The organism is Arthrobacter sp. GAS37 (assembly GCF_044908325.1).
Taxonomy (GTDB): domain Bacteria; phylum Actinomycetota; class Actinomycetes; order Actinomycetales; family Micrococcaceae; genus Arthrobacter; species Arthrobacter ramosus.
In genome coordinates this window covers 1-14,567 of the sequence record NZ_JBIYDB010000009.1, presented here as the reverse complement: position 1 = coordinate 14,567, position 14,567 = coordinate 1, and the positions used below count along the sequence as shown (strand labels likewise).

Sequence of the window (14,567 nt, the reverse complement as noted above, 5' to 3'; positions counted from 1 at the left end):
CAGCGGACACGTTGCTGCGCCGAACGGCGGGTTCGCTAGTCTTGCTCCATGCCGGATTCCCCGCTCGTCACCGCCGCCGCCATTGCGGTCATCGTCCTCGCCGTGGCGGTGGTCGTCGGGGTGGGCCTCAAGGTGATCCGTTCCTTCCGCGAGCTGGGAACCGACGCCGAGAGGGCCACTTACCAGACCCTGCACGCGGCGTCGCGCGCGGGACAGCACCTGCGGACCGGGCTCCACGCGGCGGGAGCGGCCAAGGCGAGCAGGCAATTGCGTTCCCTGCTTGGCTGCGACGCCCTGGCGATCACGGACACCGAGTCCGTCCTGGCGTGGGACGGCGCAGCGGAAGAACTCAAAGTCGTCCTTATGGAGCTCGCCTCGGGAGTTCTCTCCGACGGACGGACCGTGGTTGTCCCGGCTTCACACGTACTGAACGCCGTCGTCGCGCCGATCAGGGCCGGAAACCGCGTGGTGGGAGCCGTCGCGGCCTTCGCCCCGCAAACCGGTGCCGGGTTGGTCCGCGCGACAAACGAGCTGGCCGACTGGGTGGCCGTGCAAGTGGAATTGGCCGAACTTGACGCTTCCCGCACCTTGCTCATGGAGGCCGAAGTCCGGGCCCTGCGCGCACAGATCAGTCCCCACTTCATCTACAACTCCCTCAACGCCATTGCCTCGTTCATCAACACTGACCCCGCCAGGGCGAGGGAGTTGGTGGTCGAGTTCGCGGATTTCACCCGGTATTCCTTCCGCCGCCACGGCGATTTCACTACCTTGGCGGAGGAACTTCGGAGCATCGACCGCTACTTGCTGTTGGAGAAGGCGCGCTTCGGTGACCGGGTACAAGTGAGCCTCAGGATCGCGCCCGAAGTCCTGAGCACTGTGATTCCTTTCCTGAGCCTGCAGCCGCTCGTGGAAAACGCCGTTCGCCATGGGCTTGAAGCGAAGGAAGGACCCGGGCACATCACCATCTGCGCCAACGACTCCGGGGCGTTCGCCGAGGTCACCATCGAGGACGACGGCGTGGGCATTGATCCGGAACACCTGCGCTCGGTCCTGGCGGGGCACGCCGACGGCGACCATGTTGGACTGCGAAACGTCGATGCCCGACTTCGGCAGGTCTACGGGGACGAACACGGCCTCGTGATCGAGACCGCGCCGGGCGAGGGAACCTTGATCACCATCCGCGTGCCAAAGTCCCAGCCGAGCCATGATGCCTGAGGCTAATCTATAACCATGATCAACGTACTCGTCGCCGACGACGAGCTCCCCGCCGTTGAAGAGCTCGCCTTCCTGCTGGGCCGGGACGAGCGCATCGGTACCATCCACCGCGCAGTCTCGGGCGCCGAAGCCCTCAGCGCCCTCGAAACGGAATCCGTGGACGCTGTCTTCCTGGACATCCACATGCCCGCGCTTTCCGGCTTGGACATCGCCCGTGCCATCTCGCGCAGCCCCCGCCCTCCCGCCGTCGTCTTCGTTACCGCCGACGAGGACTGTGCGCTCGAGGCGTTCGAACTGGCCGCCGTCGACTATCTGCTCAAACCGGTGCGTGCCGAGCGCCTGGCGCGGTCCATCGGCCGCATCAGCGAGCTCATCAAGGACGGGAGCAAGATGCCCGAGATGATCACGGTTGACCAAGGCGGGACGACCCGGATGATCCGGAGGGACGACGTCAGCTACGTCCAGGCCCAGGGAGATTACGCCCGGCTGCACACCGCAGAGGCGAGCTACTTGATCCGGGTACCCCTGAGCGACCTCGAACAGCAGTGGGCGGGAGCCGGATTCATCCGCATCCACCGTTCCTATCTGATGTCCCTCAATCACGTGGGGCATATGAAACTCGCTGCGGCACGGCCAAGTGTCACGGTGGCCGGAGCCGAACTGCCGATCAGCCGCAGGCACCTTCCGGCCGTGCGGGACAAGCTCGAGGCCACCCGGATCCGGCCACAAGGATGACCCGGGTCAGGGTCACGGCCCCGCAGTCAGCTGCCCGGATAGCCCCCAAGCGTCCATACCATTCGCGCGAAGCTGCCGAGGACTCGGACGTCGGGCAGGTCTTCGTCCGGTCACTCATCCGTTCGCAGTTGCGCCTGGCTGTGGTTGTGGCTTCCGGATTCCTGCTGGTCTTGGCCGCCTACGGCTCCATGGTGGCGCTGGTCCCCCAGCTCGCGCAAATGCGGATTCTGGGCATCCCGGTCAATTGGATCATTCTTGGAGCGGCACTTTATCCGGTGATCGGCCTGAGCGCCTGGCTGTACAACCGCTCCGCGGCAAGGAACGAAGCCCGCTATCGCGATCTTGTGGAGGAGAAGTGAATCCCGCCGTCGGGCTCGCCGCTTTTCTGGGTGTGGCGCTCGCGACGGCGGCGATCGGCTTCTACGGCCTGCGCATTTCGCGCACCACCGGCGACTTTTACGTGGCATCCCGCACTGTCCGGCCATGGTGGAATGCCTCGGCGATCGGCGGCGAATACCTGTCGGCGGCGAGTTTCCTGGGCGTCGCGGGGCTGATCCTGCTGACCGGAACGGACGCTCTGTGGTTCCCGGTGGGCTACACGGCAGGTTACCTGATGCTGTTGCTGTTCGTGGCCGCCCCCTTGCGCCGATCGGGCGCCTACACGATTCCGGATTTCACGGAGGCCAGGCTCGAGTCGAAAGCCGTCCGCCGCGTCACGAGCCTTGTCGTCGTTGCTGTCGGATGGCTCTACATCGTGCCGCAGCTTCAGGGCGCCGGGCTCACCATCCGGATCAGCACGGGATTGCCTTCCTGGGTGGGTTCCATCGCCGTCGTCGCCGTGGTCTGCGTGACGGTAGTGGCTGGTGGCATGCGTTCCATCACCTTCGTCCAGGCTTTCCAATACTGGCTCAAGCTCACGGCCTTGGCCGTGCCTGTGGTGTTCCTGCTGCTAAACCAGACGGGCGGCGGATCACCCGTCCTGGCGGAGGCATCCAGCAATCCCACCGGCCTCCCCGCAGCCGGGCTCTACCAGACTGTCTCGCTCCTGGTGGCGCTGCTTTTCGGAACACTGGGACTCCCCCACGTCCTTGTCCGCTTCTACACCAACCCGGACGGCCAATCTGCACGCCGGACCACCCTTATCGTGCTGGGCCTGTTATCGGTCTTCTATTTGTTCCCGACGGCGTCCGGCCTGCTCGGTCGGGTCTTCGCACCTGAGCTTGCACGCAACGGACGGCCCGACGCCCTGGTCCTGCTGCTGCCTGGAAAGCTGCTGGGCGGGGTGCCCGGCGATCTTCTGTCGGCATTGGTGGTTGCCGGTGCGTTTGCGGCATTCCTCTCGACGACGTCGGGATTGGTCGTCTCGCTGGCCGGCGTCATCAGCCAGGACCTCCTTGGCGGGAGCGTGCACGGATTCCGGGTGGCCACCCTCCTGGCCGCCGTAGTCCCCCTGGCTTTTGCATTCACCACGGATTCGATGGCCTTGGCCGGCAGTGTAGGGCTGGTGTTCGCTTTCACAGCGTCCACCATATGTCCGGTCCTGGTGCTGGGCATTTGGTGGCGTGGCCTGAGCGACGCAGGGGCCATTGCCGGCATGCTGACCGGAGCCGTCCTGTGCGGGGGTGCGCTGGTATCAAGCACGATCATCGGTTCAGCCGCACCCGGATGGATTGCCCAGCCCGCGGCGTGGACGGTGCCGGCCGCGTTTGCCGTGATGGTACTCGTCTCGAGGGCTACGAAACACCGGGTCCCCGGGACCGTGGCCCGGCTGATGACCAGGCTTCATGTCCCGGAACGACCGGTGGCCACGGAGCGCCAGCTCCGCTGAGGCTCAGCTCAGGGCGCTGAAGGCGCGCGGGCGCCGAGGGCGCCGGGCGTCCGCCTGGGTTTTGCTAGTCGATCGCCGCCATGAGCTCGACAACCCGGTCGAGGAAGGCATCAACCTGCGCCTCTTCGTAGCCGTCGCGCCCGCGGGCCTCGGAGAAAGCGGCTCGGCGGACGTTGTCGACGCTCAGCGGTTTGTCGTTCTCCAAGTAACCGATCAGGGAGACGCACAAAGCATCGACCTCGGCGATGTTGTAGCTGCGCGCATGCTTCTTGTCGGGCCGGCGGAAACGTTCGCCATCAGGCCGGTGCAAACGGCCGCGCAACACTCCGGAGAGTTTGCCGATCTTCAGCAACCAGGCTTCCTCGCCTTCGGCCGCTATCAGCTCGTCGCGTTCACGCCGGGCGAAGGCATCTTCGAGGCGGTCCAATGCGGCGTCCACAGCGGTGGCGTCGTAGCCGCCTTTGACAGGATCAAACGAAACCGCGCGCACATCGCTGCTGCCGATTTTCTCCGCTGCCTCGGCTCTGTTTTCAAACGACAACCGGGCGCGCTGGAAAAACTGGTCCACTTGCTTTGCGTTGTAGCCGTACTTGCTGTGCGCCACGCGCTCAAATGCTGCGGGGATCTGGCGACGAATGTCCACTGCCACTGCTTTCCTTCTGGGTGGTTGTCAGGCGCCGCTCAACAGCGCGAAAAGAATATATGCTGCCGGTGCCGCGAAGACGATCGAGTCGAGGCGGTCCATGACCCCGCCGTGTCCGGGCAGGATGCTGCTCATGTCTTTGACGCCAAGTTCCCGTTTGACCATGGACTCCGCGAGGTCACCGGCGGTAGCCGCGGCCACCATGCCCACGGCAAGCACCACGCCGACCCACCACGGCCTGCCCAGGACGAAGATGCTGGCGAGGATCCCGATGACCATGGCACCTGCCACCGAGCCAGCGAACCCTTCCCAGGTCTTTTTGGGGCTGATCTTGGGAGCCATCGGATGCTTGCCGAACAGCGCCCCGACGAGGTACCCGAAAGTATCGTTGGACACTACCAGCAGCAACATCACGGCAATCTGCCAGGCACCCGCCGGAACCTGCCCGGCGGGCCAGGGACCCGCCGTCGTCGCTCCCCCGCCTGTATGGAGAGGCAGGATGGCAAAGCTGATCAGGAAAGGCACCCAGGCAAGCGTGAAGATTCCGGAGAAGACGCTGCGCGGAGCTCCGGCAGCGCTTTCAAGGGAACGCCAGAGCAGGACGGCCGTGCTGCTCAGCACCATCGCGAAGAGCAGGCTTTCGGTGCCACCGAAGTAAGCCGCCAGCGGCATCGCCACGGTACCGGTCAGCACGGGGATGATCGGCATCCTGGTGCCCTGGGCTTCGAGCGCACGGAAAATTTCCCACACGCCGAGGACTGCAAACGCGGTGGTCAGGAGAACGAACCCCAGGGGCAGGAACAGCAGCCCGCCGAGAACGGCAAAGAGCATGGCGAGCCCGACGCCGATGGCGGCCGGAAGATTCCGGCCGGCCTTGGGCGTTGGGTTGCCTCGTTGGCGTCTGGCGCGTATGGGAATTCCCTGCGCGGGCGCCGGCTCAGCCTCGCTCATCAGACCTCGAGCAGCTCGGCTTCCTTGCGCTTGAGGAGCTCGTCGATACCGTCGACGTGTGCCTTGGTGATAGCGTCGAGTTCCTTTTCGCCACGGGCACCCTCGTCTTCGCCGGCTTCGCCGTCCTTGACGAGCTTGTCCAGGGCGTCCTTGGCCTTGCGCCGGATGCTTCGGATGGAAACCTTTGCGTCCTCACCCTTGCCCTTGACGATCTTGACGTATTCCTTGCGGCGTTCCTGGGTGAGCTCCGGGATGGTGATGCGGATGACGTTGCCGTCGTTGGACGGATTGGCGCCGACCTCGGAGTCGCTCAAGGCCCTTTCGATATCGCGCATTGAGGTCTTGTCAAAGGGCGTGATCAGGATGGTCCTGGCGTCCGGAATAGCGAAGGAAGCCAGCTGCTGCAGCGGTGTGGGGGTGCCGTAGTATTCCACGATCACCTTGTTGTAGAGTCCGGGGTTCGCCCGACCGGTACGGATCGACGCGAAATCCTCCTTGGCTACCTCGACCGCCTTGTCCATCTTTTCCACGGCTTCGAGCAAGGTTTCTTCGATCACGGTTTCTCCTCAGAAATAGTCGCGCCCCGGTCCACGGGCCGCAATGCACAATAAATTTCCGCCCCTGCGGGCGGAAGAGTCCTAGAAATATCCTAGCCCTTGCTAGGGGGTGACCAAGGTGCCAAGCTTTTCGCCGAGGATGGCCCGGGTGACGTTCCCTTCGCCTTCCATGCCGAAGACAACCATGGACAAATTGTTGTCCTTGCACATGGTCATGGCGGTCTGGTCCATGACGCGGATGTCACGGCGCAGGGCCTCGTCGTAGCTGAGCTTTTCGAGCTTCTCAGCCGTGGGGTCCTTCTTGGGATCCGCGGTGTACACACCGTCCACACCGCTCTTTGCCATGAGGACGACGTCGGCATGCACTTCGAGTGCACGCTGGGCGGCCACGGTGTCTGTGGAGAAGTACGGAAGGCCTGCGCCCGCACCGAAGATGACGACGCGGCCCTTCTCCATGTGGCGGATGGCACGGCGCGGAATGTAGGCCTCGGCTACCTGTCCCATGGTGATGGCGCTCTGAACGCGGGTCTCGACGCCCGCCTGCTCCAGGAAATCCTGCAGGGCCAGGCAGTTCATGACAGTGCCGAGCATTCCCATGTAGTCGGCGCGGGAGCGGTCCATGCCGCTCTGCGAAAGTTCGGCGCCGCGGAAGAAGTTACCGCCGCCGACGACGATTGCCACCTCGACCTCGGAAACGGCGGCGGCGATTTGCTTGGCGATGGCGCGGACGGTTTCCGGGTCCACTCCAAGCTTTCCGCCGCCGATGACCTCGCCGGACAGCTTCAGCAGTACACGACGACGGGTCTTCTCCGGATGGAGTGCAGTGTTCTCGGTTTCCATGGTGCCTTCCCGTTTGTGGACTCTGGCTAGATTATCTTGCTGGGGGCCGGGCAGAAAGCTGCCGGCTGTGGATGCACTCGGTGCGGGCCTGCCGTTGCATGCAAAAGGGGCGGCCACCGAAGTGACCACCCCTTTTGTATGTCTAACTAGTTTCCGACGCGGAAACGGGCAACGGCAGTTGCCTTGACGCCGGCCTCTTCGAGGACCTGTGCAACGGTCTTCTTGGAGTCCTTGGCGAATGCCTGGTCCAAGAGAACTTCGCCCTTGTAGAAGCCCGTCACGCGGCCTTCAACGATCTTGGTGAGAGCGGCTTCCGGCTTGCCTTCGGCCTTGGCGGTCTCTTCGGCGATGCGGCGCTCGGACTCGACCAGTTCGGCCGGGACGTCTTCGCGGCTCAGGTAGTTCGGGGCCATTGCTGCAACGTGGACGGCAACGTCGTGGGCTGCGGTAGCAGCGGCGTCGCCCTCGCCCTCAACGGCGAACAGGACGCCGACCTGGGCCGGGAGGTCCTTGGAGGTCTTGTGAAGGTAAGCGTCAACCGTGCCGCCTTCAATGCGGGCAATACGGCGGACAACAACCTTTTCGCCGAGAACGGCGCCTTCTTCGACGACAACCTCGGAAAGGGGCTTGCCGTCGACGTCGATGGCCAGCAGGGTCTCGAGGTCGACAGCGCCGGACTCGACGGCGACGGCCAGGACCTTGTCGGCCAGCTGGATGAACTTGTCAGCCTTGGCGACGAAGTCGGTCTCGCAGTTGACCTCGATCATTACGCCAACGCCGCCGGTGACCTTGGCTGCAACCAGGCCTTCAGCGGTGGAGCGGCCTTCACGCTTGGTAGCGCCCTTGAGGCCCTTGATGCGGATGATCTCGATGGCCTTCTCGGCGTCGCCGTTGGCCTCGTCAAGAGCCTTCTTGACGTCCATCATGCCGGCGCCGGTGCGCTCGCGCAGGGCCTTGATGTCAGCAGCAGTGTAGTTCGCCATGTGAACCCCTCTGTCTAGAAATTTATGTGTTTACGGACTGACAGGACGGCAGCCCACCTGGTGGGCCGCCATCCTGTCAGTAGCTCCCCGCACCGAAATTGGTGCAGGAAAGGTCCGGATTTACTTGTCTGCTTCGGCTTCGCCAGCAGCAGCTTCGGTGGCCTCGGCGGCCGGGGCTTCGACAGCTTCCGCCGCCGGAGCTTCGACAGCCTCGGCGGCCGGAGCTTCAGCAGCTTCGGCCTTGCTGCCTTCGAGGAGCTCGCGCTCCCACTCAGCCAGCGGTTCTTCCGGGGCCTCTGCAGCACCGGTTGCGCGCTGGTTACGGGCGATGAGGCCCTCAGCAACGGCGTCGGCAACCACTCGGGTCAGCAGGTTTACGGAGCGGATGGCGTCGTCGTTGCCCGGGATCGGGAAGTCAACTTCGTCGGGGTCGCAGTTGGTGTCCAGGATGGCAACAACCGGGATGTTCAGCTTCTTGGCTTCGTCAACAGCCAGGTGTTCCTTCTTCGTGTCAACAACCCACAGAACGGAAGGAGCCTTGGTCAGGTTGCGGATACCACCGAGGTTGGTTTCCAGCTTGGTGAGTTCACGCTTGAGGAGCAGGAGCTCCTTCTTGGTGTAACCCGAGCCTGCGACGTCCTCGAAGTTGATCTCTTCGAGTTCCTTCATACGCTGGATGCGCTTGGCAACGGTCTGGAAGTTGGTGAGCATACCGCCCAACCAACGCTGGTTGACGTACGGCTGGCCAACACGGGTAGCCTGCTCGGAAATTGCTTCCTGAGCCTGCTTCTTGGTGCCGACGAACAGGACGGTGCCGCCGTGGGCGACAGTAGCCTTGACGAACTCGAAAGCGCGGTCGATGTAGGACAGCGACTGCTGAAGGTCAATGATGTAGATGCCGTTGCGCTCCGTGAAGATGAATCGCTTCATCTTCGGGTTCCAACGACGGGTCTGGTGTCCAAAGTGGACGCCGCTGTCAAGCAGCTGGCGCATAGTTACGACGGGCATGCCGACGCTCCTTCCGGCAGGTCATTCATGAGAGAGCCACACGGGCCGCTCTTACCCTGCCAATAGTTGACGGTTAATTAGCCGGACCCGAACGGGCCTTGGCTCCTGGCATCCATTGCACTTCTCATCCGGCCAATGACTCGCCGGACCGCAAGAGGCACAATCCTCCGCAGCACTGAATCCGCGAGGATTCGCGATTGGAGGGTTGGATACGCGTAGTCAGCCTGGGACCCCCGCGCAACTGAATGAGAAGCGCTTCTGAACAAGCTTGAGGGCACAGCAAACTGCTCCACCAAGTGTACTACAGCGCCTCCAGCCTTATGACCGCAAAAGCCCCGGATTCAGCCTCCATCCTTCGGCAGGATTCCCGCACTGTTTTCCACATAGCCGAACTGGCGGCTTTCGGACCCTGCGGCGCCAACGAAGGCTTGTTCCATGAGAACCGCACATCTTCCGGCCTACGTTCTTTTGCTGGTTACCTTGGGCGCGGCGCCTGCCGTTGCATCGCCACCGCCGGGCGCGAGCACACCGCCCGGCACCCGCCCGGGCTGGGCGTGGCCACTCTCCCCCAAGCCCGCCGTCGTGCGCGGCTTCGACCCTCCGGACAAGCCGTGGTTGAGCGGGCACCGTGGCGTGGATTTACAAGCAGCCGACGACGGCGTGACGGTCGCCGCCCCCGCAGACGGCATCGTGAGCTTCGTGGGCGTCGTGGTGGACCGTCCCGTGATCACCATCGACCACGGGGGCGGGCTACGGAGCAGCTTTGAGCCCGTGGACAGCGAACTCGCAGAGGGGGCCACTGTGAATAAGGGCCAAGCCATCGGAGTGGTCAGAATCGGCCACTGCGCGGAATCACCGTGCCTTCACTGGGGAGTGCGGCATGGGGAGGACTACGTCAACCCGCTTGCCTTCGTCACGGATCTCCGGCCGTCCGTGTTGCTGCCTCTGGACGATTTGCTGGCGCTAGACGATGGCGGAAATCCCCGTGATGGCCCGCCCCGTGACAAGGGTGTTGATTTCGTGGGTGCCTTCGTAGGAGTAGATCGCCTCGGCGTCGGCGAAGATCTTGGCCATCTCGTAGTCCGTGACAATGCCGTTGCCGCCCAGGATGCCCCGGCCCAGGGCAACGCTTTCGCGCATGCGGGCCGTGGTGAAGGCTTTCGCCAGCGCGGATTGCTCGTCCTTGGCCGCACCGGCATCCTCAAGCTGCGCGAGTCGGACCATCATGCCCATGGAGCTGACGGTGTTGCCCAGGATCTGCACGAGTTGTTGCTGGACCAATTGGAAAGATGCCAGGGGCCTCCCGAACTGCATCCTTTCAACCGCGTAGCGGCGGGCGACGTCGAACGCCGCAAGCTGCTGGCCCACAGCCTGCCACGCGACCGAAAGCCGGGTGACTTTGAGGACCTTGTTGGTGTCCCTGAAGCTGTTGGCATTGGCCAGTTTGAAGAAGTCCGGGACCACCACGTTCTCGAGGGTGATATCGGCATTCTGGACGGTCCGCAGCGAGATCTTGTTCTCGATCTTGCTGGCCTTGAATCCGGGGAGGCTCGTGTCCACCAGGAAACCCTTGACCTGATTGTCGCCGAGGTCGCGGGCGAAGACCACAACCCAGTCCGAGAAGGTGGCGTTGCCGATCCAGCGCTTGGCCCCGTTGAGGATCCAGTTGCCGCCGTCGCGCCGCGCAGTGGTACGGGTGCCGCCGGCGACGTCCGAACCGCCTAATGGCTCGGTCAGTCCGAAGGCGCCGATTTTCCTGAGGGAGTAAATGTCCGGCAGCCAGGCGTCCTGTTGCTCTTGAGATGCCAGCGCCTCGATGGAGCCAGTGAACAGGCCATCGTGAACGCCCATGAATGTGGCAATCGAGGCATCGGCGCGGGTTGCCTCTGCGTGGACGAGGCCAGCGAAAAGGTTGGAATAGCCTTGCCGCCTTACCGGGCTGACCAGGTCAATCTCGGCCAGTTTGGGGATCAGGTCCATGGGGAACTCGCCACGGTTCCAGCAATCGACGGCAATCGGCTTGACCTCACGGGAAAGGAAAGCCCGGATTTCAGCAATCCGGTCCTGTTCCTTGCCCGTGAGCAATTGCTCAAAGCCATAGAAGTCGCCGTCGGCGTACGGGAGATTCTCGAGGTCGATTGCTGCCTTGGACATGGCACTCCTTCGGGTAAGTTACTGGTGAGTAACTTACAGGAATGACAGTCCTCCGCACAAGCGGAAACAGTTGCCGTTAACCTCCGGGTCCCCCGGTGTTTGCCCTTTGCACGGTTCACTCCCAGCCCGCCCCCATAGCTTGTCAGGGACATCGTTTCCCCAATCTAAGGACGATTTTCAATGCCTGTTACACCCAACAAGCTCAAGCGGACCTCGATGGTATTGGTGGGCGCCGCAGTCGCTGCCTCCACTCTTGCCTCCGTTGCCCTGCCGGCATCTGCCGCTGACGAGGGCGAAGCACACGCCCCCGCCGCCGGATTCTCCGTGAAGACCTTCTCCCCGGTCGGCACCGAGTCAGCACCTGACGACATCACGCGGATGGGCGACTCCGTGTACGTCTCGTTCCAGAATGGCGTTGGGCCCTTGGGCGAGGCCTCTGCAAACGGCGCCACCGCCAGCACCGTTCAGCAGTTCAGCCTCGACGGAAAGCCGGGCAAGTCCTGGCAAGTCACAGGCAAGGTCGATGGGCTTACGGCCGATCCGGAACACCACCGTCTCCTCCTCACCGCCAACGAGGACGGCAACTCGAGCTTCTCAACCCTCAGCCCTGACCAGGCGAAGCCGCTGACCACGTACACATATTCGGGCCTCACCCACGGTGGTGGAACCGACGCGGTATCTGTCGTGAACCGCAAGATCCTCGTCAGCGCCTCAGCGCCGGTTGATACTTCGGGTCCCGCCGCCTATTCCGTCGCATTGGAAGGCACCACCGCCAAACTGACGCCTCTCTTCGGCGACAGTGCTACGGCTACCGCAGCCAATGGTCCCCAGGCTGGAAAGGCAACCACGCTTGGCCTCACCGACCCGGACTCCAACACCCAGGTTCCGGCGGCCGCTCCGCGGTTCAAGAACTCCTTCATGCTTGACGCGCAGGCGGACCGGCAGTTGATCTTCGCTTCCAACCCGGGCACCGGCAAGCAAGCTCTCCAGGTGCTTTCGGTTGCCCAGCCCTTGGATGACACCGTGTTCGCGGCCGACTCCAACCAGACCCTCCTGGTCACGGACCCGAAGGACAACAAGGTCTTCTCCATCACTGGCCCGTTCAAGGCCGGCGAAGCCGTCTCCACCGTGGTACCCGACGCCGGCCCCGCCTACCTGGCAAACCTCGACCTGGGCACGGGAGCTCTCGCCCCGATCAAGGAACTTACCTCCATCCAGCCCAAGGGCCTGATGTTCAGCGGCAGCGCCGGGGACTACTCGAACGACGGCCAGCGCTCCGAGTAAACGTCACCTTCGAAAGAGCCCCTGACTGCGCTTCCGCGCGTCAGGGGCTTCTTTTGTGTAGGGCTAGCTGAACCCGAAGCCATGCGTCGATGTGTTCGAGAGCGGCTCGTGCCATCGGCGTCGCGTGCCCGGTGAACCCGTGAGGGGAGGCGGGATAGATTCGCAGATCGACCTCGACACCGGCGGCCGACAGCCGTGTGGCCATGGCGAGATTGTCTTCCAGGAGGATGTCGTCGCCGCCGATCACGATCAGGATCGGCGGTAGGCCAGCGAGGTCGGCGAAGAGCGGTGAGAGGTCGGGGTGGGCGCGATCCGGGGTGGTCCCCGCATAGGCGTCGAGAAAATACTCGTCGGCGATCAGGCGTCCGGCCTGCGTCTTCGCGGCGAGGTCATAGGTGCCGAACTGCAGCACGCCGCCGCTGAATGCCGTGACCCCGCGGTCGCGCAACCGCACAAGCGTAGACACCGCCAGCGTCGCACCGGCAGAGAAGCCACCGATAGCGAGTTTGGCTGTGCCAAAACGGCGTTCGGCATGCTCCACCAGCCACAGCGCTGCTGCCTCGCAGTCGTCGGGCGCGGAAGGCCACGGGTGCTCCGGAGCGAGTCGATAATCCACGCTGACCACTGCAACACCCAGCGCATCCGCAAGCCGCCTGTTGCGAACATCGCTTCCGGCGGCCGAGCCCATGTAGAAGCCGCCGCCGTGGATTTCCAGGAAGACGCCCGCCACCGGCATGCTAACCGGCACGTGGATCCGCACCGGAACGCTTCGGCCAAGTGCGCTTGCCAGTTCTGCGATTGGCCGTGGATCGCACTCCGCAGGTGCCACCGCTCTCGCTCGGAATGCGAGCAGCTCTTCCCGACTGCCCGGACCACGGCCAGCCGGGCGCTCGGCGTAGAGAGCGCGGGATTCATCGACGAGTGACCACAGTTCAGGATCGATCAGCGAGGGCAATTCGAAGCTCACAGGATAACTCTAGGATGCGCATCGGGCGAGCGAGGAAGAGGCCGCCGTGGCGCGTTCGGCCTGCTAGGAGCAGTATGGATGGATGAACGCTCCCAGCGCCGATAGTCCGGCGCAGGGTGGCCCCGTTGTTTCCGGCGCCCGCCTGCACCCGTGGGGCCGTTATGTGGCCCTGGGTGATTCGTTTACCGAAGGGGTAGGAGATCCGGAGCCCCGCAGCCCGGGTGGCCTGCGGGGTTGGGCGGACCGGGTCGCGGAAGAACTGAGCGCCGGACACGAAGACTTTGCTTACGCAAATCTGGCGGTCCGTGGACGGTTGCTCCATCAGATCCTGGATGAGCAGGTGGGCCCCGCACTGGCCCTGCAACCGGATCTGATCACTCTCAATGCCGGGGGTAATGACCTGATCTTCCGCAGGAGCGATCCCGACAAACTCGCCGTCCGGATGGACGCCGGCGTGCAACTCCTGGCCGCTGCCGGCGCAACAGTTGTGCTGTTTGCCGGACCGGACTGGGGCGCTACTCCCGTGCTGGGACACACCCGCGCCAGGGTGGCCATCTTCAACGAGAATCTGCGCACCATCGCTGCGCGCCACGATGCAGTAATCGCCGACCTCTGGGCCCTGCGCCAACTCACCCACCCTCGAATGTGGGATCCGGACCGGCTGCACTTCTCTCCCCTGGGCCAGCACACCATCGCCATCATGGTGCTAGATACTCTCAACGTCACCCACACCTTGGAAGCGATGACACCGAAAGACCTACCCGGGCGCAGCTGGCGCGAAGCAAGGACCGATGACATTTTCTGGGCGCGCGAGCACTTGTTCCCATGGGTCCTGCAACGTCTCAAGCAACGAATCTCCGACGACGGGCGGCACGCAAAGCGGCCGGATCCGGGCCCCGTGTTCGGCGCCTGGATGCCGCCCGGAACGTTCCTTGGAAACGATCCAGCGGCAACTAACTAGCTACATCGGGACGTCTACCTAACGGAGCGTCAGAAGGAACGAGTGTTGACCACTCGTTTTTGCGGCTACCTGTTAGTCGTAGCCTCTAAAGTACGCGTGTGTGAACTAATCACAACCGGGTGCCACCCGCCGGAACCCAGATCGGACTCCCTTTTCGAGCGGCACCTTCTTGGAAATCAACGAAGGATCACTCGGCTTCTGGTGCATTACCCAGGCTGGGGAGGAGTTGACCATGAGGACCACGGATGAGCAACAAGGGACTTTGGTACCACCACGCGAGGGCCGCACACGGCCCAACGTCACTGGAATTCGATTCGGCAAACACTTTCGCAAACGCTGGACCGCTTTTGGCAGCACGGCGCTGATTGTTGCCGGCCTGCTGGCCGGGGTGGGGTTGGCCGCACCGGCGCATGCAGCGGCGAACACGGTGGTGTCGCTGAC

Annotated in this window: 15 protein-coding genes and 1 pseudogene; 8 read left to right on the top strand and 8 right to left on the bottom strand. The window is 63.7% G+C overall.

Going from position 1 to position 14,567, the window contains the following annotated elements:
- Positions 1 to 48 precede the first annotated feature (48 nt).
- From ABH924_RS09830 to ABH924_RS09815, 4 genes are read left to right on the top strand one after another with little or no spacing between them, the layout of a single operon-like run.
- Complete coding sequence (locus ABH924_RS09830) at positions 49 to 1,215, top strand: histidine kinase (RefSeq protein ID WP_404498404.1); 1,167 nt, start codon at positions 49 to 51, stop codon at positions 1,213 to 1,215.
- A gap of 15 nt (positions 1,216 to 1,230) precedes the next feature.
- A complete protein-coding gene (locus ABH924_RS09825; RefSeq protein WP_404498402.1) occupies positions 1,231 to 1,950 on the top strand; it encodes a LytR/AlgR family response regulator transcription factor in 720 nt (239 codons plus the stop codon).
- Positions 1,947 to 2,309 (top strand): hypothetical protein, encoded by a 363-nt coding sequence (locus tag ABH924_RS09820; protein ID WP_234753064.1) that lies wholly within the window; start codon positions 1,947 to 1,949, stop codon positions 2,307 to 2,309. The genes ABH924_RS09825 and ABH924_RS09820 overlap by 4 nt, the downstream gene beginning before the upstream one ends.
- On the top strand, positions 2,306 to 3,778 hold the full coding sequence (locus ABH924_RS09815) for a cation acetate symporter (protein WP_404498400.1): 1,473 nt from the start codon (positions 2,306 to 2,308) through the stop codon (positions 3,776 to 3,778). The genes ABH924_RS09820 and ABH924_RS09815 overlap by 4 nt, the downstream gene beginning before the upstream one ends.
- A gap of 64 nt (positions 3,779 to 3,842) precedes the next feature.
- On the opposite strand, the gene ABH924_RS09810 is transcribed toward ABH924_RS09815, so the two are convergent.
- From ABH924_RS09810 to rpsB, 6 genes are all read right to left on the bottom strand, one after another.
- Complete coding sequence (locus ABH924_RS09810) at positions 3,843 to 4,427, bottom strand: DivIVA domain-containing protein (protein WP_404498398.1); 585 nt, start codon at positions 4,425 to 4,427, stop codon at positions 3,843 to 3,845.
- A gap of 21 nt (positions 4,428 to 4,448) precedes the next feature.
- Positions 4,449 to 5,372 carry a phosphatidate cytidylyltransferase gene (locus ABH924_RS09805; RefSeq protein ID WP_234753059.1) on the bottom strand — a complete coding sequence of 308 codons (924 nt, stop codon included), beginning with the start codon at positions 5,370 to 5,372 and terminating at the stop codon, positions 4,449 to 4,451.
- Positions 5,372 to 5,929, bottom strand: coding sequence for a ribosome recycling factor (gene frr / locus ABH924_RS09800; RefSeq protein WP_234753058.1), 558 nt, complete (start codon positions 5,927 to 5,929; stop codon positions 5,372 to 5,374). The genes ABH924_RS09805 and frr overlap by 1 nt, the downstream gene beginning before the upstream one ends.
- A 102-nt stretch (positions 5,930 to 6,031) precedes the next feature.
- Entirely contained in the window at positions 6,032 to 6,769 is a 738-nt protein-coding gene (gene pyrH, locus ABH924_RS09795; RefSeq protein ID WP_234753057.1) for a UMP kinase, read from the bottom strand.
- Positions 6,770 to 6,915: 146 nt separating this feature from the next.
- The gene (gene tsf / locus ABH924_RS09790) at positions 6,916 to 7,752 is read right to left on the bottom strand and encodes a translation elongation factor Ts (protein WP_404498395.1); all 837 of its coding nucleotides are present in this window, start codon (positions 7,750 to 7,752) and stop codon (positions 6,916 to 6,918) included.
- 120 nt (positions 7,753 to 7,872) lie between these two features.
- Positions 7,873 to 8,760 carry a 30S ribosomal protein S2 gene (gene rpsB, locus ABH924_RS09785; RefSeq protein WP_234753055.1) on the bottom strand — a complete coding sequence of 296 codons (888 nt, stop codon included), beginning with the start codon at positions 8,758 to 8,760 and terminating at the stop codon, positions 7,873 to 7,875.
- Positions 8,761 to 9,195: 435 nt separating this feature from the next.
- Between rpsB and ABH924_RS09780 the strand changes: the two are divergent.
- Positions 9,196 to 9,651, top strand: a pseudogene (locus ABH924_RS09780) (M23 family metallopeptidase); the annotation flags it as partial.
- Positions 9,652 to 9,723: 72 nt separating this feature from the next.
- On the opposite strand, the gene ABH924_RS09775 reads toward ABH924_RS09780, so the two are convergent.
- Positions 9,724 to 10,914, bottom strand: coding sequence for an acyl-CoA dehydrogenase family protein (locus tag ABH924_RS09775; protein ID WP_404498393.1), 1,191 nt, complete (start codon positions 10,912 to 10,914; stop codon positions 9,724 to 9,726).
- Between the two features lie 180 nt (positions 10,915 to 11,094).
- Between ABH924_RS09775 and ABH924_RS09770 the strand changes: the two genes are divergently transcribed.
- Positions 11,095 to 12,198, top strand: coding sequence for a hypothetical protein (locus ABH924_RS09770; protein ID WP_404498391.1), 1,104 nt, complete (start codon positions 11,095 to 11,097; stop codon positions 12,196 to 12,198).
- A gap of 40 nt (positions 12,199 to 12,238) precedes the next feature.
- Here the strand turns inward: ABH924_RS09770 and ABH924_RS09765 are convergent, their stop codons facing one another.
- Positions 12,239 to 13,165 carry an alpha/beta hydrolase gene (locus ABH924_RS09765; protein ID WP_404498389.1) on the bottom strand — a complete coding sequence of 309 codons (927 nt, stop codon included), beginning with the start codon at positions 13,163 to 13,165 and terminating at the stop codon, positions 12,239 to 12,241.
- An 82-nt stretch (positions 13,166 to 13,247) separates the two neighbouring features.
- Here ABH924_RS09765 and ABH924_RS09760 point away from each other — a divergent pair, with 82 nt between their 5' ends.
- A complete protein-coding gene (locus ABH924_RS09760; RefSeq protein ID WP_404498387.1) occupies positions 13,248 to 14,126 on the top strand; it encodes an SGNH/GDSL hydrolase family protein in 879 nt (292 codons plus the stop codon).
- 169 nt (positions 14,127 to 14,295) lie between these two features.
- A partial coding sequence (locus tag ABH924_RS09755; protein ID WP_404498385.1) for a hypothetical protein occupies positions 14,296 to 14,567 on the top strand: 272 nt, incomplete at its 3' end.